At 74.5% G+C, this 20776-nt stretch carries 19 protein-coding genes; 10 read left to right on the forward strand and 9 right to left on the reverse strand.

What is annotated here, in order from left to right; translation table 11 throughout:
• Positions 1 to 66 precede the first annotated feature (66 nt).
• The 4 genes from ACFYX4_RS16445 to ACFYX4_RS16460 all read left to right on the forward strand — a co-directional run bounded on the left by ACFYX4_RS16445 (position 67) and on the right by ACFYX4_RS16460 (position 4393).
• Positions 67 to 1104, forward strand: coding sequence for a PHP domain-containing protein (locus ACFYX4_RS16445; RefSeq protein ID WP_389332529.1), 1038 nt, complete (start codon positions 67 to 69; stop codon positions 1102 to 1104).
• Positions 1105 to 1211: 107 nt separating this feature from the next.
• Positions 1212 to 1868 (forward strand): HAD family hydrolase, encoded by a 657-nt coding sequence (locus ACFYX4_RS16450; protein ID WP_389332532.1) that lies wholly within the window; start codon positions 1212 to 1214, stop codon positions 1866 to 1868.
• Entirely contained in the window at positions 1865 to 3076 is a 1212-nt protein-coding gene (locus ACFYX4_RS16455; RefSeq protein WP_389332535.1) for an aromatic acid exporter family protein, read from the forward strand. Before ACFYX4_RS16450 ends, ACFYX4_RS16455 begins: the two co-directional genes overlap by 4 nt.
• 288 nt (positions 3077 to 3364) lie before the next feature.
• Positions 3365 to 4393 (forward strand): SDR family oxidoreductase, encoded by a 1029-nt coding sequence (locus ACFYX4_RS16460; protein WP_389332538.1) that lies wholly within the window; start codon positions 3365 to 3367, stop codon positions 4391 to 4393.
• Positions 4394 to 4491: 98 nt separating this feature from the next.
• On the opposite strand, the gene ACFYX4_RS16465 is transcribed toward ACFYX4_RS16460, so the two are convergent.
• The 4 genes from ACFYX4_RS16465 to ACFYX4_RS16480 all read right to left on the reverse strand — a co-directional run bounded on the left by ACFYX4_RS16465 (position 4492) and on the right by ACFYX4_RS16480 (position 10473).
• Positions 4492 to 4782: a hypothetical protein gene (locus ACFYX4_RS16465; RefSeq protein WP_389332541.1), complete on the reverse strand. Its 291-nt coding sequence runs from the start codon at positions 4780 to 4782 to the stop codon at positions 4492 to 4494.
• A 59-nt stretch (positions 4783 to 4841) separates the two neighbouring features.
• A complete protein-coding gene (locus ACFYX4_RS16470) occupies positions 4842 to 6131 on the reverse strand; it encodes an ROK family protein (RefSeq protein WP_389332544.1) in 1290 nt (429 codons plus the stop codon).
• A gap of 106 nt (positions 6132 to 6237) precedes the next feature.
• A complete protein-coding gene (locus ACFYX4_RS16475) occupies positions 6238 to 7212 on the reverse strand; it encodes a phosphotransferase family protein (RefSeq protein ID WP_389332547.1) in 975 nt (324 codons plus the stop codon).
• Between the two features lie 24 nt (positions 7213 to 7236).
• Positions 7237 to 10473 (reverse strand): cytochrome P450, encoded by a 3237-nt coding sequence (locus ACFYX4_RS16480; RefSeq protein WP_389332550.1) that lies wholly within the window; start codon positions 10471 to 10473, stop codon positions 7237 to 7239.
• 154 nt (positions 10474 to 10627) lie between these two features.
• On the opposite strand from ACFYX4_RS16480, the gene ACFYX4_RS16485 reads away from it, so the two are divergent.
• Together ACFYX4_RS16485 and ACFYX4_RS16490 are read left to right on the forward strand one after the other, a co-directional pair.
• On the forward strand, positions 10628 to 11137 hold the full coding sequence (locus ACFYX4_RS16485) for an HD domain-containing protein (RefSeq protein WP_389332553.1): 510 nt from the start codon (positions 10628 to 10630) through the stop codon (positions 11135 to 11137).
• 28 nt (positions 11138 to 11165) lie between these two features.
• Entirely contained in the window at positions 11166 to 11828 is a 663-nt protein-coding gene (locus ACFYX4_RS16490; RefSeq protein ID WP_389332556.1) for a PAS domain S-box protein, read from the forward strand.
• Between the two features lie 11 nt (positions 11829 to 11839).
• Here the strand turns inward: ACFYX4_RS16490 and ACFYX4_RS16495 are convergent, their stop codons facing one another.
• The gene (locus ACFYX4_RS16495) at positions 11840 to 12568 is read right to left on the reverse strand and encodes a VOC family protein (RefSeq protein WP_389332559.1); all 729 of its coding nucleotides are present in this window, start codon (positions 12566 to 12568) and stop codon (positions 11840 to 11842) included.
• A 213-nt stretch (positions 12569 to 12781) separates the two neighbouring features.
• Between ACFYX4_RS16495 and ACFYX4_RS16500 the strand changes: the two genes are divergently transcribed.
• The 3 genes from ACFYX4_RS16500 to ACFYX4_RS16510 all read left to right on the forward strand — a co-directional run bounded on the left by ACFYX4_RS16500 (position 12782) and on the right by ACFYX4_RS16510 (position 16025).
• Entirely contained in the window at positions 12782 to 13276 is a 495-nt protein-coding gene (locus ACFYX4_RS16500; RefSeq protein ID WP_389332562.1) for an FBP domain-containing protein, read from the forward strand.
• A 53-nt stretch (positions 13277 to 13329) separates the two neighbouring features.
• On the forward strand, positions 13330 to 14625 hold the full coding sequence (locus ACFYX4_RS16505) for an aromatic acid exporter family protein (protein WP_389332565.1): 1296 nt from the start codon (positions 13330 to 13332) through the stop codon (positions 14623 to 14625).
• Positions 14626 to 14750: 125 nt separating this feature from the next.
• Positions 14751 to 16025, forward strand: a complete 1275-nt coding sequence (locus ACFYX4_RS16510) for a lactonase family protein (RefSeq protein WP_389333026.1) — start codon at positions 14751 to 14753, stop codon at positions 16023 to 16025.
• On the opposite strand, the gene ACFYX4_RS16515 is transcribed toward ACFYX4_RS16510, so the two are convergent.
• Complete coding sequence (locus tag ACFYX4_RS16515; RefSeq protein WP_389332568.1) at positions 15993 to 16718, reverse strand: DUF2470 domain-containing protein; 726 nt, start codon at positions 16716 to 16718, stop codon at positions 15993 to 15995. The genes ACFYX4_RS16510 and ACFYX4_RS16515 overlap by 33 nt on opposite strands.
• A gap of 105 nt (positions 16719 to 16823) precedes the next feature.
• Positions 16824 to 17438 carry a TetR/AcrR family transcriptional regulator gene (locus ACFYX4_RS16520; RefSeq protein ID WP_389332571.1) on the reverse strand — a complete coding sequence of 205 codons (615 nt, stop codon included), beginning with the start codon at positions 17436 to 17438 and terminating at the stop codon, positions 16824 to 16826.
• A 133-nt stretch (positions 17439 to 17571) separates the two neighbouring features.
• Between ACFYX4_RS16520 and ACFYX4_RS16525 the strand changes: the two genes are divergently transcribed.
• Positions 17572 to 19164, forward strand: a complete 1593-nt coding sequence (locus ACFYX4_RS16525) for a cytochrome P450 (RefSeq protein WP_389332574.1) — start codon at positions 17572 to 17574, stop codon at positions 19162 to 19164.
• Here the strand turns inward: ACFYX4_RS16525 and ACFYX4_RS16530 are convergent.
• Together ACFYX4_RS16530 and ACFYX4_RS16535 are read right to left on the reverse strand one after the other, a co-directional pair.
• Positions 19126 to 19959, reverse strand: a complete 834-nt coding sequence (locus ACFYX4_RS16530; protein ID WP_389332577.1) for a pentapeptide repeat-containing protein — start codon at positions 19957 to 19959, stop codon at positions 19126 to 19128. The two genes, ACFYX4_RS16525 and ACFYX4_RS16530, sit on opposite strands and share 39 nt — an antisense overlap.
• 63 nt (positions 19960 to 20022) lie before the next feature.
• Positions 20023 to 20766: a PIG-L deacetylase family protein gene (locus ACFYX4_RS16535; protein ID WP_389332579.1), complete on the reverse strand. Its 744-nt coding sequence runs from the start codon at positions 20764 to 20766 to the stop codon at positions 20023 to 20025.
• Positions 20767 to 20776: the final 10 nt, after the last annotated feature.

The following is a 20776-nucleotide window of genomic DNA, read 5'->3' on the forward strand; positions in this document are numbered from 1 at the left end:
ACCGGTATGAATCACTCGGGCGAGTCCGGAGCGCGCCGGGGGGAACCCGGGAGCGAGGAGGTGGCGATGGATCCCGTCGATGCCCTGGACCGGATCGCCTTCCTGCTGGAGCGGTCCCTGGCGCCGACCTACCGTGTGCGGGCGTTCCGCGGCGCGGCACGGGCGCTGCGGCGGCTGCCCGCCGGGGAGGTCGGGGAACGCGCGTCCGCGGGGACGCTGGAGCAGCTCAAGGGCGTCGGGCCGAAGACCGCGCAGGTGGTGCGCGAGGCGCTCGACGGGCGGACGCCCGCCTATCTGGAGAAGCTGGAGGGCGAGGTCGGCGAGCCGCTCACGGACGGCGGCACGCGGCTGCGGGCGCTGCTGCGCGGCGACTGCCATCTGCACTCCGACTGGTCGGACGGCGGCAGCCCGATCGAGGAGATGGGCCGGGCGGCGGCAGCCCTCGGCCACGAGTGGGCGGTGCTCACCGACCACTCGCCGCGTCTGACGGTGGCCCGCGGGCTGTCGCCGGAACGGCTGCGCCGCCAGCTGGACGTCGTCGAGGAACTCAACGCGACCTGGGCGCCGTTCCGGCTGCTGACCGGCATCGAGTGCGACATCCTCGACGACGGCTCGCTGGACCAGGAGCCGGAACTGCTCGAGCGGCTCGACGTCGTCGTGGTGTCGGTGCATTCCAAGCTGCGCATGGAGGCCCGCGCGATGACGCGGCGCATGGTGAACGCGGTCCGCGATCCGCACGCCGACGTGCTCGGCCACTGCACCGGGCGGCTGGTGACGGGGCGCGGACGCCCGGAGTCGCAGTTCGACGCGGACGAGGTGTTCGCGGCCTGCGCCGAGTCGCGCACCGCCGTGGAGATCAACAGCCGTCCCGAACGGCTCGACCCGCCCCGACGGCTGCTGCGCCGGGCCGTCGCCTCGGGCGCGCTCCTGTCCATCGACACCGACGCGCACGCCCCGGGCCAGCTGGACTGGCAGATCCTCGGCTGCGAACGGGCGGAGGAGTGCGACGTGCCCGCCGAGCGGGTGGTGACGACCTGGCCGGCCGACGCCCTGCTGGCCTGGACCCGGGAGGGGCGGCTGCCGCCGGGGACGACGGACGCCTGACCTCGGCGGACCGGGCGGCACGGGCCGGCCCGGGAGGGCTTGACACAGGGCGGGGTGGGTACCCGCGGGGTCGGCTCCCGTACGGGCCGACGGAGAAAGGACCACGGATGAAACGCGCCGCCGTCTTCGACGTCGACGGCACCCTCGTCGACACCAATCACCTGCATGTCGTCACCTGGTGGGAGGCCTTCCGCCAAGCGGGGCACCGGGTGCCCATGCACGCCGTGCACCGGGCCATCGGGCTCGGGTCCGCCGATCTCGTCGCCCATCTGCTCGGCGACGGCCCGGACGGGAGCGAGGCCGACGAGCTGAGCGCCGCCCACAAGGCCCTGTACGCGCAGTACTTCGACCGGCTGCCCGCGCTGCGGGACGCCGGGTCGCTGCTGAAGCGGCTGCACGGCGACGGCTGGACGGTCGTGCTCGCCACCTCGGCGAGCGGTTCGGAGCTGGCCGCGCTGCGGCGCGCCATCGACGCCGACGAGGCCATCGCCGCCACCGCGAGCGCGGACGACGTCACGGAGGGCAAGCCCGCGCCCGAGCCCGTCGAACACGCGCTGGAACTGGCCGGGGTGCCCGCCGAGCGCGCGGTGCTCGTCGGCGACACCGTGTGGGACATGCGGGCCGGCAGCAAGGCGGGCGTGCACTGCGTGGGCGTGCTGTGCGGAGGCATCCCGCGCGCGGACCTGGAGGAAGCCGGCGCGCGGGCGGTCTACGCCGACCCCGCCCAGCTGCTGGCCTCGCTGAAGGACAGCCCGCTGGCATGAGCATCAAGGTCGCGACGCGGGGGACGGACGTACCCGTGACACAGTGGGGAGAGGCCGTACGCCGGGAGGCCGGCGCCGCAGGCCACGCGGTGCGCGCGGCCTGGAGCGGGCCGGGGCGTGAACGGGACCTGATCGTGCAGGCCCTCAAGGCGGCGCTGGCCGCGGTGCTCGCCTGGTTCGTGGCGAGCGACTGGCTGGGCGACCCCATGGCGCTGATGGCGCCCTGGGTGGCGATCGTGCTGGTGCAGGCCACGGTGTACGGCTCGCTGCGCCAGGCGGCCCAGCAGTGGACGGCGATCTGCACGGGCACGCTGCTCGCCTCGGCGGCGCAGGCCGTCACCGGGAACACGCTGGGCGCGCTCGCGCTGTCGGTGCCGCCGCTGATGCTGCTGGCGCACTGGCCCCGCTTCGGCGACCAGGGCGTGTACGCGGCGACCACGGCGGTGTTCACGCTGGCCTCCGGCGCGGTGTCGGTGTCGGCGGTGGGGCACCGGGTGGAGCAGGCGGCGCTCGGCGCGGTGATCGGGATCGCCGTGAACGCGTTCGTGCTGCCGCCGGTGCATCTGCGGGACGTGCGGGAGAACCTGGCGTGGCTTGCGCGGGAGGCGGGCGAGGTGCTGCGTTCGGTGGCCGACGGGCTGCGGGACGGCGACTGGGACGAGTCGACGGCCGCCGACTGGTCCAGCGCGGCCCACCGGCTGGAGCGGCGGCGGGACGGGCTGCGGGCGGCGCGCGGCTGGTGCCGCGAGAGCCTCCGGCTGATGGGCGGCCCGCTGCGCGCGCTGCACCGGGTGCCGCTCAACCCGCCCCCGGAGGCGGAGGACGCCCGCTGGGAACGGGTCACGGACCATGTCACCGCCCTCACCCGCACGCTGGTCGTCGCCGCCGACGACGAGCGGTCGCCCGCCCCGCCCGAGGCGGCGGCGCTCCAGGTGTACGCCCGGCTGCTGGAGCTGATCGGCGACGCCTGCGAGAGCGAGGCGCGACGGCTGCTGGGCGAGCACGCCCCGACCGCCGAGGGCGGGACGGAGGCCGAGGACGGCCAGGCGGAGATGACGGAGCTGCGCGGCCGTCTCCAGGAAGCGCTGCGCGACCACGCCGGGCAGGGCGCGGCGCACACGGCCGTACTGGGGACGCTGCTGCTCCAGGCGGAGAACCTGTGGGCGGAGGCGCTGCCGGGCGCCCGGGGGGGAAAACGGGGCGAGTGACGCGGATTACCGCGGACGGGGACACGTGCGGGAACACCGGTCGCCGGTCGCCCGTTGAACAGACCGTGGGTGCGGACGGGACAGTGTCCCCGGGCCTCACCATTCGCCCACAGGGACGATCGTTCGGCTGAAGCCCTGTGGAGCCTTTCGCCGAGAGGCGACCGCCGTCCGCGCCCACGCCTGGACCGCCCCGACCGTGATTCCCCCGTCCGGTCGGGGCTTTCTCGTGCGTGCGGTCGGGGTACTCGGGTCGCCCGGTTCAGCGACGACGGGCGAGAGGAGACGACGGTGAGCGACGGGTCGGGCAGGAGGGTCGTCGTCACGGGGGCGACCGGCAATGTCGGCACGAGTGTGGTGCGGGCCCTGGCGGAGGATCCGGAGACCGCGTCGGTGGTGGGGGTGGCCCGGCGCGTCCCGGACTGGGCACCCGCCAAGACCGAGTGGGCGGCGGTCGACCTGGGCTCCGACCGGGCCGACCCGCGCGAGGTGTTCGAGGGCGCGGACGCGGTGGTGCATCTGGCCTGGGCGTTCCAGCCGACGCACGATCCGGCGGTGACGTGGCGGACGAACGTGCTGGGCGGCATGCGGGTCTTCGAGGCGGTGGCCGCGGCCGGGGTGCCGGTCCTGGTGCACGCCTCGTCGGTGGGCGCGTACTCGCCGGGGCCGAAGGACCGCGCGGTGGACGAGTCATGGCCGACCCACGGCTGGCCGGACGCCGCCTACTGCCGTGAGAAGGCGTATCTGGAACGGGCCCTGGACACCTTCGAACGGGACCGTCCCGAGGTGCGGGTGGTGCGGATGCGCCCGGCGTTCCTCCTCAAGCGGGAGTCGGCCAGTGAGCAGCGGCGCATCTTCGGCGGGCGTTTCCTGCCGGGGCAGATCGCGCGCCCTGAGCTGCTGCCGTTCCTGCCGGACGTGCCGGGGCTGCGCGTCCAGGCCCTGCACACCGACGACGCGGCCGAGGCGTATCGGCTCGCGGTGCGGACCGAGGTGCGCGGGGCGTTCAACCTGGCGGCCGACCCGCCGATCGACGCGGAACTCCTCGGCCAGATGTTCGACGCCCGTCCGGTGCGGCTCCCCCGCACGGCGGCCCGCTCGGCCATCGCCGCCGCCTGGAACCTGCGTCTGCTGCCCGCGTCCCCGCATCTCTTCGACGCGGTGCTGCGCCTGCCCCTGATGGACTGCACCCGGGCGCGCGTCGAACTCGGGTGGCGTCCGCAGCACACGGCGACGGAGGTGCTGGAGGAGTTCCTCCTCGGCATGCGGGCCGGCGAGGGCGAACCGACGGAGCCGATGCGGGGGCGGAAGGTGGGCTGACGGCGGACCGCCGCCCACCGGAGACGGTGGGCGGCGGTCGGGTCGGGGGGTCGGTCGCGGTCGGGTCGACGGCCGGGTGTCGACGGCCGGGTGCCGGCTCAGTCGGCCGGTTCCTCCGGCACGGGGTGTTCCGGGTGGACCGTGGCCGAGTGGGGTGCGCCCTGACGGCCGGTGCCCGCCTCGTCCGTGTCGGGGACGTCGTCGGCGGGTCCGCCCTCCGTGTCCGCTCCCCCGTCTCCCGCGTCTCCCCCGGCGCCCTGGTCTTCCTCGTCGGCGCGGGCGGGGGCGACGTCCCAGGGGTCCTCGCCGTCGGTGGCCTGCTGGTCGGGCAGGTCGCGCGGGACCGGGGAGCCGTTCTCGCCGGGCCCTTCGAGGCGGTGGTCGGCCACTGCGTCCTCCTCATGTGTAGATCCCTCCGCGAGTACCTCCGCCCCGACCGGCGAAACCCTCAGTGCGGGGCGCGTTCCTCCAGCGCGGTGCGCCAGGCGGGCGTGGGTCCCGCGGGCAGCGGTTCGGGGCGTCGGCCGCCCCGGGCGAAGAAGTCGGCGAGCGGCAGGATCGCCGCGCCCACGGTGACCGCGTCGGGGCCGAGCCGGCCCAGTTCGACGGTGACCTTCCCGGCCGGGTGGCGCAGCGCGTACGCGGTGGTGTGCCGGCGTACGGCGGGCAGGAAGCGCGCGCCGAGCTGGAGGCCGGCCCAGCCGCCGATGAGGATCCGTTCGGGCTGGAAGAGGTTGACGAGGTCGGAGAGCCCCGCGCCCACGTACTCGGCGGTCTCCTCCAGGACGGACAGGGCGACGGGGTCGGCGGCGCGGCCGTCGGGCGGGTGGGCGGCGGCGAGCATCGCGGTGAGCGCGCTCTCCTCGTCGATGTCCTCGGGAGGCCGGCCGCCCTCCTCGCGCCAGCGTTCGAGGAGCGCCTCGGCCCCCGCGTACGCCTCCAGGCAGCCGAGAGCGCCGCAGCGGCAGCGCCGCCCGCCCACCCGTACCGTCAGATGGCCCCATTCGACGGCCCGGCCGTGCTCCGCCTCCGGGGTGACCAGGCAGGCGCCGACGCCCGAGCCGAAGAGGACGACGGCGGCGGTGCGGGCGCCGCGTCCGCCGCCGAACCACATCTCGGCCTGGCCGAGGGTCTTCGCGCCGTTGTCGATGAAGTACGGGACGGCGCCGGACGACCGGGAGCCCTCGCGGAGCAGTTGCTCCAGCGGGACGGCGTCCCAGCCGATCGTCTGGCCGTGCACGACGGCGCCCCGCTCGGGGGTGTGCTCGACGATGCCGGGGACGCCGACGCCGATGCCGAGGAGTTGTGCGGGGGCGACGCCGGCGGTGGCCAGCACCTCGTCGACGCCGTCGCGGACATGGCCGACGATTCCGCCGACCTCGTACCGGTGGTGGGTCAACGGCCTTTCCGCGCGGGCGAGTTCGGTGAGGGTGAGGTCGAACAGCTCGACCCGCACCCGGGTCTCGCCGACGTCCACGCCGATCATGTGGCCGCTGCCGGGCACGACACGCAGGAGGGTGCGGGGCCGGCCGCCGTCGGAGTCGACGCTGCCGGCCTCCTCCACCAGTCCGTCGGCGACGAGGTCGGCGACGACGTTGCTGACCGATCCGGAGCTCAGACCGGTGGCCGGGCCGAGCTCGAAGCGGCTGAGGGGTCCGTCGAAGTACAGGCGCTGGAGGACGGCCGTGCGGTTCGCCCGCCTGAGATCGCGTACCGTGCGCCCGTTCCGCCCTGTCATGCGCCTCTCCTTCACACCCTGCCCGACCTGCAACATACCGCCGCGGGCGGGCTCGGCGCGCCGTTCGTCCGACCCTTAGTTCATGAGGTGAGCTAAGAGGCTCGGACTAAGCGGACCGAGAGACGTCCGTGGCGCTCCCGATCTCCCGCAGGGCGGCGAGGAGTTCGGGGCCCACGGTCTCCAGGACCCAGCGGCAGCGCCCCTCGTCGACCGCGCGGGGAACCGTCTCCGTCAGCATGATCAGGTAGAGGTAGGCGCGGTAGAGGGCCAGCCGCAGACGTGCGGGGCGGTCGAACTCGGCGCGCCCGCCCGCCTCGCGGTAGCCCGCGAGGAACGCCTCGTCCTCGCGGATGTCGCCCAGCAGCGCCAGGGAGACGAAGTCGGCAAGCGGGTCGCCCCAGAACATGCGCTCGCCGTCGATCAGGCCCCCGATCCGCGGCTCCCCCGCCGAGCGGTCCACCAGGACGTTCCCGGACCACAGGTCGAAGTGGACCGGGCGGGGCACGGCGACCTCGTCCAGGGCGTCGTACGCGGTCCGCAGCACGGCGGCGACCTCGTCGGCCGGCCGGGGAAGCCGGGCGTCGTACGCGCGGGCGTCGGCGAGGACCGCGTCGAGCATGGCGGTGAACGCGGTGCGCCAGTCGGCGGCGAGCGGGCCGAGGGCTCCGGACGGGTAGCCGAAGCCGGTCCCCGCGACCTGGTGCAGACGGGCCGTCTGCCGCCCCAACTCGGTGCGCAGACGGGCCCGTTCGGCCGGGGTGAGGTCTTCGTCCCAGGGGTCGCCGGGGCAGGCGGTCATCAGCAGGAGCGGTCCGTCGAGCGCGACCACCCGGGGCGCGGTCACGCCGGCTTCGGCCGCCACTCGGTAGAACTCCGCCTCGGAGACGAGCAGTTCACGCTCATGGCTCAGCCCCGGCGCGGTCGGCGCGATCTTGAGGACGTACCGGCCGCCGTCGGTGAGGCGGAGTTCCTCGACGGTGTTGTAGGTGCCGCCGCCGAGCGGGCGCAGGCGGGCCAGACGGCCGGGCGGGATGCCGGCCGTCTCGAGGATGTGCCGGGCCCGTGCCCAGGAGTCCGTCACCGTGCGCCCACCTCTTCCCGTGTCTCAGCCGGCCGCGTACACGTCCTCGACGTAACGCCCGGCCGTGATCAGCTCGTCGAGCCAGTTCGCGGCGGCCGTGTCGTCCGCGCCGGGGGTGCGGTCCCGGTACAGGGTACGGAACGCCTCCCGCACCCCGGGCGCCATGCGCGTCCCGTCGCCGCACACGTACACCCGGGCCCCGGCGGTGAGCAGGTCCCACACCTCGTCGGCCTCGGCGGCGATGCGGTGCTGGACGAACAGCGCGCCGTTCCCGGGGGCGGCGCTGAACGCGGGACGCAGACCGACCGCTCCGGCCGTCTCGGCGGCGCGCAGTTCCTCGGCGTGCAGGAAGTCGGCGTCGGGCGCGTCGCAGCCGAAGTAGCACAGGGCCGGGGCGAGTTCAGCACCTGAGGCGAGGGCGGCGACACGGTCGGCGACGGCTCCGCGGAACGGGGCGAGCCCGGTGCCGGCCGCCACCATGATGACGGGCGCGGGGGTCTCGGCGGTGGCGTCGATGCGGAAGGCCTCGCGGCAGGGCTGGACGCGGGCGTACACGGTGTCGCCCGCCGTGAGCCCGGCGAGGTGGCCCGAACCGGTGCCCCGGTAGAGGCCGTTGCCCGAGCGCGCGGGGGCTTCCAGCAGGGAGACCATCAGGTCCGCGTGGCGGGGGCCGACGGCGGGCGAGGAGGAGACGGAGTAGTGGCGGGGGCGCAGCGGGGTCAACAGCTCCAGCAGTGCTGCCCAGTTCAGCGCGCCGCGCAGCGCCGGGTGGTCCTCCGCCAGTTCGACCAGGGTGCGCGGGTCGTCGTCGGCGAGGGCGGCGAGGGCCGCGCGCTCCGGCGGGCAGGGGTTGGCCTCGGCCAGGGAGGCCCGCTGTGCGCCGTTCGGTCGTTCCTGCAACTCGACGTGGTGCGTCAGCAGTTGACGTACCGTCAGTGGGCGGTCGACGGCGAGGCCGTCGCGGCGCGGGCGGGTGGGCCGGACGTCCAGGACCGTGTCGAGGTCGACGCCGAACGCGGCGGCGGCGCGTTCCACGAGCGCCGGGGAGTTGGCGGGGAGCACGGTGAGGTGGTCGGCGGTGCGGTAGGTGACGCCGTCGGGCAGGGCGAGGCGGAGGAACCGCTTGCGGCGCGGGTGTCCGGGCGCGGTGAGGTCGTACGCCTCGGTGACCGTCATCGGCGTGAGGCCGTGGCGGGCGGCGAGGGCGTCGAGCGGGCCGCCGGTGAGGGTGCGGACCTCGTAGGCGGCGGTGGGCTCGGCGTCGTCCGGCCCGGCGGCGGCGGTGACGGCGTCCGGGTCGCCGTACCGCTCCAGGAGCGCGGTGCGCAGCCGGGCGGTGAACTCGCGGACGGCGCCGGTGAGATCGCCCGAGGCGTCGGCGGCGGCGCGGTCGGTGAGGCGGTCGGCGCCGAGTTCGGCGAGGCGCTCGTCGACGCGGGTCGGGACGTGCTGGTAGGTGGCGGCCCAGTTGCGGTCGCCGACGCCGAGCACGGCGTAGGTGACGTCGGACAGGTCGTGGGTCTCCTCCAGCCAGGCGGCGAAGGCGGTCGCGTCGTCGGTGGGGCGGCCGTTGTAGGAGGCGGCCGTGATGACGACGGGCCGGTCGGTGGGCAGCCTGTCGGCGAAGGCGTCCAGGGCGGCGACCTGGGTCTCGCAGCCGATCTCCGCCGCCTCGTCGGCGAGTTGGGCGGCGAACTCGCGGCAGGTGCCGTAGTTGCTGCCGTGCAGGAACAGCGCGGCGGTGCCGGGGCGCACCCGTGCCGGGAGGGCGGCGGTGTCGGCCGTGGGGGCGGCCTCGGTCCGTGCCATGCCCGGGAGTTCGGGGTGGACGCGGTCGGCGGGGGTGCGCGGGGCGAGGGTGAGGGTGAAGCCCTCGGGCTTGAGGGTGAGGGTCTCCTTCACCGTGAGCCGATAGTCGGCGTGGTCGCTCGGCCGGTAGCGGTGGACGAGCATGGCCAGCAGCATGGTCGCCTCGTGCAGGGCGAACTGCCGCCCGATGCAGGCGCGTTCGCCGGTGCCGAACGGCTTGAAGGCGTGCACCGAGCGGTCCGCCTCCGCCTCGGGCGTGAACCGGGACGGGTCGAACAGCTCGGGGTTGTCGCCCCAGACGGGCTGCCGGTGCAGCATCGGCGCGAGGACGACGACGGACTGCCCGGCCCTGAGCGGGACGCGCCCGCCGAGCACGGTGTCCTCCAGGGCCTGCCGGCTGAACGCGGCGGCCGTCGGCCACAGCCGCAGCGCCTCGTTGAGTACCTGCCGGGTGTACGTCAGCCGCCCGACCTCGTCGTAGGTCGGCTCGGGGTCGGCGGTGTCGCCCCACAGGGCGTCGACCTCGCGCTGGACGAGCCGCAGCGCGGTGGGGTGCTTGGCGAGGTAGTACAGGGCGAAGGACATCGCGCCGGAGGTGGTCTCGTGGCCGGCGATGAGGAAGGTGATGACCTGGTTGCGGATGTTGGTGGTGTCGAGGGTGGTGCCGTCGGCCGGGTGCTCGGCGGTGAGCATCAGACCGAGGAGGTCGTCGGCGTCCTGGCCGTCGCCGCCGGGGCGTGAGGCGTCCTTGCGGCGGCCCGCGCCGGTGCGGGAGGCGATCACGTCGTCGACGACCTGGGCGAGGTAGGCGGCGTCGTCGTGGAAGGCGGCGTCGGCGGCCGTGTGGTCCGCGCCCGGGACGCGGGCGAGCCGGGTCATGCTCCACTCCAGGCAGCGGACCATCGACTCGACGAAGGGGTGCGGCTCGTCCCGCTCGAAGGACCCGAAGTCGTAGCCGAATCCGGCCAGTCCGATGGTGTCGAGGGTCATCCGGGTCATGTCGTCGGGCACGTTCACCGGCTGCCCGGCGAGGGCGGCGCGGTCCCAGGCGCCGATGAGCCGGCGGGCCACCTTCAGCATCACCGGGTGGTAGGTGCGCATCGAGCCGAGCGCGAAGGCCGGCATCAGGATGTCGTGCGCCTTCGCCCAGTTGGGCTCGTCGTTGTAGGCGGTGAACAGACCGTCCGCGGCGAACTCGCGGACGTTCTCCAGGGCGGGCCCGACGTGCTTGGCGAAACGCCGCTCGTCGGCGAGGTCGGCGACCAGATCGAGGTCGGCGACGAACAGGGTGTCCCGCCCGTGCAATCGGCGCACCAGCAGCGGGCCGTGCTCGCGCATGAGGTCCATGGCCTGCTGGACGGGCGAGCGGCCGGGGCCGGTGGCCGTGATGTCGACGACGGGGACGCCCGCGGGGGCGTCGGCGGGGTGCGGGTGCAGCGCGGTGGGGGGCATGGCGCGACAACTGCCTTTCACTGTGCGGACGTACCGCGTCCAGCGTGATCCACTCACGCACGGGGGCCGCGCACCGGCACTACACGATCGTGCAGTGGGAAACGAGCCCGAGGGGTTGCGAAAGCGCTGCCACGACGGTTACTAGGCTGTCCCGATGACCACCGCCGCGCACGTGCTGTCGATCGCCCTGGACGAGACGACGGACCCCCCGCTGCGCCCGCTGCCCGCGGAGGTCGCCGAGCTGCTGGCCGTCGTGGCCGCGCCGCCGCGGCTCGTCGCCCATCTGCGGGCCGTCCACGACGTCGCCGCGCTGCTCGTCGAGTGGACCGGCCGGCGCTGCCCCGGCCTGCCCCTGGACCGGCGGGCGGTGCTGTTCGGCGCGGCCACGCACGACGTGGGCAAGACCGTGCACCCGGCCGAGCTGTCGGGCCCCGGCGCGCTGCACGAGCGGGCCGGCCGCGATCTGCTCCTGGCCCACGGCGTCCGCCCCGACCTGGCCCGCTTCGCCGCCGGCCACGCCACCTGGACCCCGGGGACGGCCGTCGAGGACCTGCTGGTGAGCCTGGCGTCGGCGAGGACGCGGACCGGAGACTGGCCTGGCAGGCGGCGCATCCGGTGCGGGGTTGAGAGGGACGGCGTGAACGGTGTGAGGGTGACGGTGTGAACGGCGTGAGCGGTGTGAGGGTGGCGGCGTGAGCGGTGCGGACGGGCAGGACGCCGTCGTCTGGCGCAACCGCGCGCTGACCCTGTTCGACCGGGTCGCGGTGCCGGTCGCGGTGTGCGATGTGTACGGGGCCGTCCTGCTCGCCAATCCGGCGATGGCGGCGGAGTGCGGTACGTCCCCGGGGCGGCTGCGCGGCCGGGACGTGCTCGATCTGTTCCGCCCCGAGGAGGCGACCCAGGTGGACCGCATCGCCGAGGCCCTTCGCCTGCGGCACCGGTCGCGCTACCAGGTGGCGGTGCGCTGGCCCGGCCCCGACGGCGCGGTACGCCACGGCGAGCTGACGGCGGACCCGGTGAGCGACACCGTCGACGAGACGCCGGCCCTGCTGGTCATGCTGCGCGTCCTCGGCGACGGCGAACCCCCGCCGCCGTCCCCCGCGCCCCGGGCGACCGCCGCCGAGGCCCGTATCCTCGCCCTCCTCGCCGGCGGCGCGACGACCGCCCGCGCCGCCCGGGAGACCGGCCTCACCCCGGACGGCGTGACCTACCACCTGCGCCGGCTGTCCACCCGCTGGAACGCGGCGAACCGCACGGAGCTGGTGGCCCGCGCCTACGCGCTGGGCGTGCTGGCGCCGGGGGTGTGGCCGCCGACGCCGGTGACGCCGGCCACGGAGATGACGGAGGATCTGTAGATCACGCCCCGCTACCCGGGCCTGCGCACGGAGAACTCGTTGCCGTCGGGGTCGAGCATCGGCACCCGGGTCCCGTCCCCCTCGCCGGTGTCGGTGCGCTTCGCGCCGAGCGAGACCAAGCGGTCGATCTCCGTCTCCAGGTCGGCGTCGGCGTCGGCGGGGAGCGCCAGCTCGAAGTACAGCCGGTTCACGCCCGTCTTCGGCGCCACCGGAGGACCACCCCACGTGATCTTCGTGCCGCCGTGCGGCGACTGGATCGCGGTCTCCTCGTCCTGGTCCCAGACGAGCGGCCAGCGCAGCGCCTCGCTCCAGAAGTAGCCGACCGCCTGTGTGCCGTCGCAGGCCAGCGCCCCGATGAAACCGGTGTCGGCGAGGAACGTGTTGCCCGCCTCGATCACACAGAACTCGTTGCCGTCCGGATCGGCGAGCACCACATGCCCCTCTTCGGGGAGCTGGCCCACGTCGATGTGCCTCCCGCCGAGCTCCAGCGCCCTGGCCACCGTGAGCCGCTGCTCCGCCGCGGAACTGCTCGTCAGGTCGAAGTGCGCCCGGTTCTGGCCCCTCTTCGGCTCCTGGCCCGGCACGAAGCGGAGGCGGAACCCGGCGGGATCAGGGGGCAGGAGCTCCACGTCGTCGTCCGGAGCGTCGAGCAGCTCCCAGCCCAGGACCCCGGACCAGAACCGCGCCAGGCCCGAAGGCTCGGTCGCGTGGAAACAGATCGCGGACAGTCGACTGCTCATACCCCGTGCCTCTCCACTCCCCTGACGGCCGGCGCAGCGCCCCGACCGAACGGTGAGCGCAGCCTAGGGGTGGCCGCGGGGCACCCGCATCCGAGTTTCCGTCCCGCCGCTCGGCTCTCCGTGAAGCCTTACGCAAATTCACTGGAAGTCCCGCTCCCTGCCTACATATGCTGCTGGAAAACCTAGCCTTCCTAGGAGACGGAGACTCCCCCCATGAGGCCGCTCACCGAGCACGACATCCGCGACTCGTTCGTCAACTGTTCCAAGGGGGAGGCCAAGCGGCTGGCCGTGCCGCGTGATCTCGGGGAGCGGCCGTGGGGCGATCTGGACTTCCTGGGGTGGCGCGATCCCGGCGCTCCCGACCGGAGTTGTCTCGTCACCGAGCGGCGAGGGCGTCTCGTCGGGCTGACCCTGCGCTTCCCGGCCTCACAGCGCGGCTTCCTGCACCGCAGCATGTGCTCGCTGTGCCTGACCACCCACCCCGGCGGCGGCGTCTCGCTGATGACGGCGCGCAAGGCCGGCGCGGCGGGCCGCGAGGGCAACTCGGTGGGGCTGTACATGTGCACCGACCTGGCCTGTTCCCTTTACCTGCGGGGCAAGAAGGCCCTGGACGCGGGGCGTCGTTTCGAGGAGAGCCTGACGCTGGAGGAGCAGATCGCCCGCACCGAGGCGAACCTGTCCGCCTTCCTCGACAAGCTCGACGTCTGACCCCTTGCCGGTGAGACGTTCGAGGTCGCTGAGGAACGGGAACTGGCCAGAGGATGGAAGAAGTACGTGAGCGCACCGCGCCGCTCGTACGGTTCGTCAAGCGCCATCGCGACCCCGTGGTCGTCCGGGCCCTGCGGTCCGCCGCAGCCGCCACGATCGCCTACGTCATCGCGCTCCGGCTCAGTCCGGAGGCGGCCCCCCTCACCGCGCCGCTGACGGCGCTCCTCGTCGTCCAGGTCACCCTGTTCGCGACGCTCACCAACGGGGTGCGCCGGGTCAACGCGGTGGTGGCGGGCGTGCTGGTCGCCATCGCGTTCAGCCTGCTCGTGGGGCTGACCTGGTGGAGCCTCGCGCTGGTGATCGTGGCGGCGCTGGCCGTCGGGCACCTGGTGCGGGTGGAGGAGTACGTCCAGGAGGTGGCGATCAGCGCCATGCTGGTGCTGGGCGTGACCACCATCGGCAACACGGCGTGGGCGCGGGTCCTGGAGACGCTGATCGGCGCCGTCGTCGGGCTCGCGATCAACCTGCTGCTGCCGCCCCCGGTGTGGGTGGAGGAGGCCGGCGAGTCGATCGAGGGACTCGCCCGCCGCGTCCGGCAGCTGATGCTGCGCGTCGGCGAGGAGGCCGCCGGCCGCACCCCCGCCGAGCAGGCCGCCGCCCGGCTGCACGAGGCGCGCCGCCTCGACCACGACATCGTCGAGGTGGACGCGGCCCTGCGGCAGGCCGAGGACAGTCTGCGGCTGAACCCCCGGGTGCGGGAGGGCGTCCTGCACCGGGTGGTGCTGCGCACCGGTCTGGACACGCTGGAGATCTGCACGGTCGTGCTGCGGGTGCTCGCCCGCACCCTCACCGACCTGGCCAAGGAACGCGAGCCCGACCCGTTCGGCGCCGACGCCCTCACCGCGACGGCGGCGGAGCCCGATCCGCTGTTCCCGGCCGAGACCGGCGCGACGCTGGAACGCCTGCTGTCGGAGATCGCGGACGCCGTGGTCAGCTTCGCGGTGCTGGTCACCACCCAGGTCTCGCTGAACGCGGACGCCGCCGAAGCCCGTCTGACGGCGGAGCTGCGGCAGGCCGCGGCCACCCGCGACAAGCTGGCCCAGCTGCTGCTGGAGCAGCTCCAGCAGGACGCCCGCCAGTGGCAGCTGCACGGCGCGGTGCTGACCGAGGTCAACCGGATCATCGACGAGCTCGACACCGAGCACCGCTCCCGCCGCCTCCTGGAGGAACTGGACCGCGCCACCCGCGAGCAGCGCGGGCGCATGCCGTGGCTGTACCGGATCCAGGAGCGGCTCCACAACCGGCTGCGCATACCGGACCGCCTGCGGCGGAACCGGGCGGACGCCTAGGCCCGTCGTTGGGATCACGCCGCGTACGCGGGGCCCGGCACGCCCGTCCTCGGTTTTGCGTTCGGGTGTTCGTTCGCGTCAGGGTGGGCGTCACGATCGTGTGGGACGACGAGCTGGGGTGCGACATGGGCACGAGGACGGAAGCGGCGGACGGCTGGAGTCGGCGTCGGTTCGTCGGGGTGCTCGGCGGGGCCGCGGCGACTGCGGCGGCCCCGGCGCTGACCGGGTGCGGCGGTGCGGACGAGACGCCCGCGGCCGGGCAGGGAACCGGCGGCGGCCCGACGTCCGCCCCCGGACAGGCCTCCAACGCGCCCGAAGCCTCCCCTGGCGCCTCCACCGGCGCCTCCACCGACGGCTCGGCGACGCCCGCCGGTCCCCGTCCGCTCTACATCGGCGCCTACACCTCCGCCGACGGAGGCGGCAAGGGCATCGGCGTCGCCGCCTACGACCCGGCGTCGGGCCGGATCACCGGCGCGGGCACGATCACCGGCGTCCCGGACCCGTCGTACCTCGCGGTGCACCCGGACGGTCGCACGCTGTACGCGGTGAACGAGCGGGAGCGCGGCGCGGTGACCGCCGTACGGCTGTCGGACCGCACGGTGCTGGGCAGCAGGGCGACGGGCGGGGCGCACACGTGCCAGCTGTCCGTGCACCCCGGCGGGCGCTGGCTGCTGAGCGCCGACTACGGCTCGGGCAGCGTCGCCGTGCACCCCATCGACGCCTCGGGCGCGCTGGGCGAGCGCACGGACCTGGTCGTGCACCGCCGGCCGGCGCCCGGTCCCGGTCAGGAGGGCCCGCACGCCCACCAGTTCGTCACCGCGCCGGACGGCGGTCACGTCCTCGCCGTCGACCTCGGCACCGACACCGTGTACACCTACCGTCTGGACGCCGGGTCGGGCACGCTCACCGAGGTCGCGCGGGCGCACACCCGGCCGGGCGCCGGTCCGCGCCATCTCACGTTCCACCCGGGCGGCCGGTACGCCTACCTCGCCAACGAGGTGGACGACACGGTCGCGGTCTGCGCCTACGACCCGTCCTCCGGCCGGCTGACGATCGGCGGGCCGCAGTCGACGGGCGCGAAGGCGGACGTCAACTACCCGGCGCAGTTCGCGGTCACGCCGGACGGCGCGTACGCGTACCTCGCCAACCGGGGCGACGACACGATCGCCCGGTACGCGGTCGAGTCGGACGGGGCCCGGCTGCGGCTGCTCGGCACGGTGCCGGCGGCCGGGGAATTCCCCCGGCAGATCGCGCTCTCCCCGGACGGCCGCCTGCTGTTCGCCGCGAACCAGCGCTCCGGGTCCGTCGGCGTGTTCCGCGTGGACGCCGCCGACGGCGGGCTGCGGCGCGCGGGCGAGCCGTACGCGTCACCCGTCGCCGTCTGTGCGCTGCCGCTGTAGGGCGCGCGGGCAGGCGGCGGCCGCGGCCTGGGTGAGCAGGACGTGCAGGCGCTCGGTGAGCTGGCCGACGTCGTCGGCGGGGCTGTGGAAGGGCAGTCGTACGTCGCCGTGGGCGCGGGCCCGCTCGATGCGCAGCGTCAGTCCGTGCCGGTCGACGGCGAGCGGCTGGACGCGGACCGCGCCGTGCAGGCTCTCGCGCCGGACGAGCCGGGTGAGCCGCTCCACGGCGTCCGGGTGGGCGTCCGCGAGATGCGTGAGCAGGTGGGACTCGGCCGTGGCGAGCGGGTCGGGCGCGGCGGCGGTGAACTCGTCGAGGTCGACGACGACCGCCCCGGAGGGCTGTTTCAGCACGACGCGGGTGGCGTGGAAGGCGAGCCCGTCGTCCTCGGGGGCGAACCAGCCGGCCAGCCAGAGCCGGGACCGGATACGGTTGCGAAGGGGGACGGGGGCGACGTCCGCGAACTCCAGCACGGCGGACGGCTCGCCGCGGGGCGCGCAGATCGCCGCCGTGAGGAGGGCGCTGTCCTCCGGCACGCGCAGGAACACCCGCCCGTCCTCGCCGACGGTGTGCGCGCCGACGAACTCCTCACGTCCGCCGTCCGCGGTCACCGCGCAGGACCACGAGGCGGCGAGCACGGACCGGGCCCGCTCGGCCGCGGCGGGCATGGCGGCCCAGCTGTGGCTGTCACCCATCCCAGAACCTCCTTAGGTAAGCCTTGCCTAACCTACCGAAGAACCCGGTGTACGCCAACCAGGGCGGGCCAACCTGTGAGACGTCTGGGCGCGCGGACGGCCCGGTCAGCCCGCGATGACCCCCAGCAGCGCCCGCGCGCACAGCTCGCGCACCTGCTCGCGCGAGGGCGCTTCACGCTCCCCCCGCAGCCACTCCAGGCACACCGCCGTGATGAACGCCAGCCAGCCCCGCACCGCCAGCCGGACGTCCGCTCGCTGCCCGAAGAGCGGGCCGAACTCGGGGTCGGCGGCGAGGGCCGTCAGGATCTGCTCCTCCTGCGCGGCCAGGGCCCGCCGGTAGACGCGCCGCACGGCCTGGTCGCCGGCCGCGTCGGCGCGGTGGAAGGCGCGATAGCCGTGGGCATGGGCGTGGACGTACTCCAGGTAGGCGTCCAGGCCCGCGGCGAGCTGCTCACGGACGGGGACGCCGGGCACCGCGGCCGTCAGCCGCAGCATGCGCTCGCTCTCCCGCTCGACGACCGCCGCGAAGAAGTCCCGCTTGGTCGGGAAGTAGTGGTAGAGCAGCCCCCGCGAGACCTCGGCGATCTCGGCGACCTGTTCGATCCGCACCTCGTCGTAGGGATCCTCCGAGAACAGGCGCGCGCCGACCGACAGGAGCTGTTCCCTGCGCTCCTCGGTGCTGAGGCGACGCCGTACGCGCCGCCCCGGGTTCGCGGCCATGGCCGCACTTTACTTGACGCCGGTTCAACGGCGGGACGACACTGGGCGCGCTATTGAACCCACGTACAACACTCGGGTTCCGCACGCGCGCACAACACGCTCGACCTGCCGCTGGATCAAGGGGGATCGCGTCATGGCGGAGACGACAGCAGGGGTGACGGGAGGGGCCGCGGCGGCGGCCGGGGGCGGGCCGCCGAAGGGGTTCCGGGGCGCCGAGCTGGGGTGGCCCGAGCTGGACCGCATCCCGCATCCGCCGTACCGGCTCCCGCTGGTCGGCGACGTGGTCGGCGCGAGCCTGCGCACGCCCCTCCAGGACTCGCTGCGGCACGCCCGCCGGCTCGGCCCCGTGTTCCGACGCCGGGCCTTCGGCCGGGAGTTCGTGTTCGTGTGGGGCGCGCGCTACGCCGCCGACATGGCGGACGAGACACGGTTCGCCAAGCACGTCGGGCTGGGCATCGCCAACCTGCGGCCGGTGGCGGGCGACGCGCTGTTCACGGCGTACAACCACGAGCCCAACTGGCAGTTGGCGCACGACGTGCTCGCCCCGGGGTTCAGCCGGGAGGCGATGGCGGCCTACCACCCGATGATGCTGGACGTGGCGGAGCGGCTCACCGGGCACTGGGACCGCGTGCTCGACGCGGGGCGGCCGGTGGACGTGCCCGGCGACATGACCAAGCTGACCCTGGAGACGATCGCCCGCACCGGCTTCGGGCACGACTTCGGCTCCTTCGAACGGTCCCGGCCGCACCCCTTCGTGACGGCGATGGTGGGCACGCTCGGCTACGCCCAGCGGCTCAACACCGTTCCCTCGCCACGGCTGTTGAGACGGGCCACCCGCCGCAACGACGCCGACATCGCCTACCTCAACCGCACGGTCGACGACCTGGTGAAGGCCCGCCGCGAGACCGGCCCGGGGAAGGGCGACCTGCTCGACCGGATGCTGGAGACCGCCCACCCGGAGACCGGCGAACACCTCTCGGCGCTGAACGTGCGACGCCAGGTCATCACCTTCCTCGTCGCCGGCCATGAGACCACCTCCGGCGCGCTCTCCTTCGCCCTGCACTACCTCGCCCGCCACCCCGACGTCGCCGCCCGCGCCCGCGCCGAGGTGGACCGGGTCTGGGGAGACGCCGCGCAACCCGGCTACGAACAGGTCGCCAAACTCCGTTACGTACGGCGGGTGTTGGACGAGTCGCTGCGGCTGTGGCCGACCGCGCCCGCGTTCGCGCGGGAGGCCCGCGAGGACACCGTGCTGGCCGGCGATCATCCGATGCGGCGGGGCGGCTGGGCGCTGGTGCTGACGCCGATGCTGCACCGCGACCCCGAGGTCTGGGGCGAGGACGCAGAACGGTTCGACCCGGACCGCTTCGACGCCGGCGCGGTACGCGCGCGTGCCCCGCACACCTACAAGCCGTTCGGCACGGGGGCACGGGCCTGCATCGGACGGCAGTTCGCGCTGCACGAGGCCACGCTCGTGCTGGGTCTGCTGCTGCGCCGCTACGAACTGCGCCCCGACCCGGCCTACCGGCTGCGGGTCACCGAGCGGCTGACGCTGATGCCGGACGGGCTGCGGCTGGGCCTGGAACGACGGCGCGCTCCCGGGCCCGCCGGGTCAACGCCGCCCGGGTCAGCGGCGCCCGGGTCAGCGGCGCCCGGGTCAGCGGCGCCCGGGTCAGCGGCGTCCGGGTCAGCGGCGTCCGGTCCAGTGGCCGGGACGCTCGACTGACGTCGGCAGCCGGGTGCCGGCGCTCCCCCGGGCCGCGTTGACCTGCGGCTGGGTCAGGAACAGCGCGTCGGTCAGATCGGCGTCCGTGAGGTCGGTGTCACGCAGGTCGGCGCCTATGAGGTCCGCGCCGCGCAGGTCCGCGCCGGTGAGATCGGCGGCGATCAGGAAGGCGCCGCGCAGGTTCGCCCCGCGCAGATCGGCGCCCTTGAGGCGGGCGCCCATCAGGTCCGCGCCCCGCCGGTCCCTCTTCCCGCGCCCGGGTATTCGGGCCCGCGCCAGCTCGCTGGTCCTCAGCAGCAGCACGTTGACGTCCTGGCGGTGCGCCGGGACGTCCAGCGCGGCCAGTTCCTCGGGCGACCGCCGGGTGAGCTCCTCGGTCCTCGCCAGGATCCGGCGCAGCTCGGCGTGGACCGGGCGGGCGGCCGGGTGGGCGAGCGCCTCGGTCAAGTACCACAACAGCTCGTGGAGTTGGCGCACCACCGGGAACGCCTCGGTCATACGGCGGACCTGCTCACGGCCGCCGGCGCGCCAGTCCCGGCCGCCGAAGGTGACCTGGGAGACCTTCTGCCCCGCGCCGAAGCAGTCGTAGACGGTGCAGCCGGTGAAGCCCTTCTGCCGCAGCCGCGCGTGGATGCCGCAGCGGTGGTCCTCGCCCAGGTTGGGGCAGGGCTTCCCGGCGTCCTTGTCGAGCGCGAAGTCCGTGGAGCGGGCGAACGGCAGGGCCACGCAGCACAGTCCGAAGCAGTTCTCGCAGTCGCCGCGCAGGTCGTCCCGGTCCACCGTCTGTTCTCGCATTCGGTCCACCCTACTGACCTGCGCCGACCGGCGCACACCCGCGTACGCGCCGGTGTGCGCCGGCTATCTGGGGAACAGTTCGAACGCCACCGCCGGCCGGCCGTCGAAGCGTTCGCCGACGGAGTGCGCCACCTCCGTCAGGAAGCTCCGCGCGTAGGCCTCCGGCTCGTCGTCGGTCAACGCCTCGATGTAGGCGCGGTGTTCGAGCAGCGAGGCCACGGCCCGCTCCAGGCCCGGGGTCGCGTCGACGGCGTGGGTGGGGGACGCGGATCCGGCGACGGCGACCCAGCGGACGCCGTTCCAGGGCGCGAGGCCCCGCTCGGTGAGCTCGGGGAAGATCCAGCGGTTCCCGGCGTCCCCGGCCGCGTCCAGGGTGGCGCGGCCGACGGCCACGTGGTCCGGGGTGTTCCAGGCGATCCCGCCCCAGGTGTCCCGGTGGTTCAGGGTGATGACCAGTTCGGGGCGGTGCCGGCGGATCGCGGCGGCGATGTCGCGGCGCAGCGCGGTGCCGTACTCGACGACGCCGTCCCGGTGGTCGAGGAACTCGACGGAGGTGACGCCGACGACGGCGGCGCTCGCCCGCTGCTCCCGTTCGCGCAGCGGGCCGCACTCCTCGGGCGGGATCGTGTCGATGCCCGCCTCGCCGCGGGTCGCCAGCAGATAGGCGACCTCACGGCCGGCGTCGGTCCAGGCGGCGATCGCCGCGGAGCACCCGTACTCCAGGTCGTCCGGATGCGCGACGACGGCGAGGGCACGCCGCCAGTCCTCGGGCATGGGCTTGAGCCCGTTCTTCGTCGGCTCGGTCATGTCCGCAGAC

The organism is Streptomyces sp. NPDC002328 (assembly GCF_042890065.1).
GTDB lineage: Bacteria > Actinomycetota > Actinomycetes > Streptomycetales > Streptomycetaceae > Streptomyces.

Coding starts and splice junctions, on each gene's coding strand:
- ACFYX4_RS16470 (WP_389332544.1), bottom strand. CDS start 6,131: ATGACAGGGCGGAACGGGCGCACGGTACGCGATCTCAGGCGGGCGAAC.
- ACFYX4_RS16510 (WP_389333026.1), top strand. CDS start 14,751: ATGGGCACGAGGACGGAAGCGGCGGACGGCTGGAGTCGGCGTCGGTTC.
- ACFYX4_RS16495 (WP_389332559.1), bottom strand. CDS start 12,568: ATGAGCAGTCGACTGTCCGCGATCTGTTTCCACGCGACCGAGCCTTCG.
- ACFYX4_RS16515 (WP_389332568.1), bottom strand. CDS start 16,718: ATGGGTGACAGCCACAGCTGGGCCGCCATGCCCGCCGCGGCCGAGCGG.
- ACFYX4_RS16450 (WP_389332532.1), top strand. CDS start 1,212: ATGAAACGCGCCGCCGTCTTCGACGTCGACGGCACCCTCGTCGACACC.
- ACFYX4_RS16520 (WP_389332571.1), bottom strand. CDS start 17,438: ATGGCCGCGAACCCGGGGCGGCGCGTACGGCGTCGCCTCAGCACCGAG.
- ACFYX4_RS16525 (WP_389332574.1), top strand. CDS start 17,572: ATGGCGGAGACGACAGCAGGGGTGACGGGAGGGGCCGCGGCGGCGGCC.
- ACFYX4_RS16535 (WP_389332579.1), bottom strand. CDS start 20,766: ATGACCGAGCCGACGAAGAACGGGCTCAAGCCCATGCCCGAGGACTGG.
- ACFYX4_RS16445 (WP_389332529.1), top strand. CDS start 67: ATGGATCCCGTCGATGCCCTGGACCGGATCGCCTTCCTGCTGGAGCGG.
- ACFYX4_RS16455 (WP_389332535.1), top strand. CDS start 1,865: ATGAGCATCAAGGTCGCGACGCGGGGGACGGACGTACCCGTGACACAG.
- ACFYX4_RS16500 (WP_389332562.1), top strand. CDS start 12,782: ATGAGGCCGCTCACCGAGCACGACATCCGCGACTCGTTCGTCAACTGT.
- ACFYX4_RS16505 (WP_389332565.1), top strand. CDS start 13,330: ATGGAAGAAGTACGTGAGCGCACCGCGCCGCTCGTACGGTTCGTCAAG.
- ACFYX4_RS16485 (WP_389332553.1), top strand. CDS start 10,628: ATGACCACCGCCGCGCACGTGCTGTCGATCGCCCTGGACGAGACGACG.
- ACFYX4_RS16530 (WP_389332577.1), bottom strand. CDS start 19,959: ATGCGAGAACAGACGGTGGACCGGGACGACCTGCGCGGCGACTGCGAG.
- ACFYX4_RS16480 (WP_389332550.1), bottom strand. CDS start 10,473: ATGCCCCCCACCGCGCTGCACCCGCACCCCGCCGACGCCCCCGCGGGC.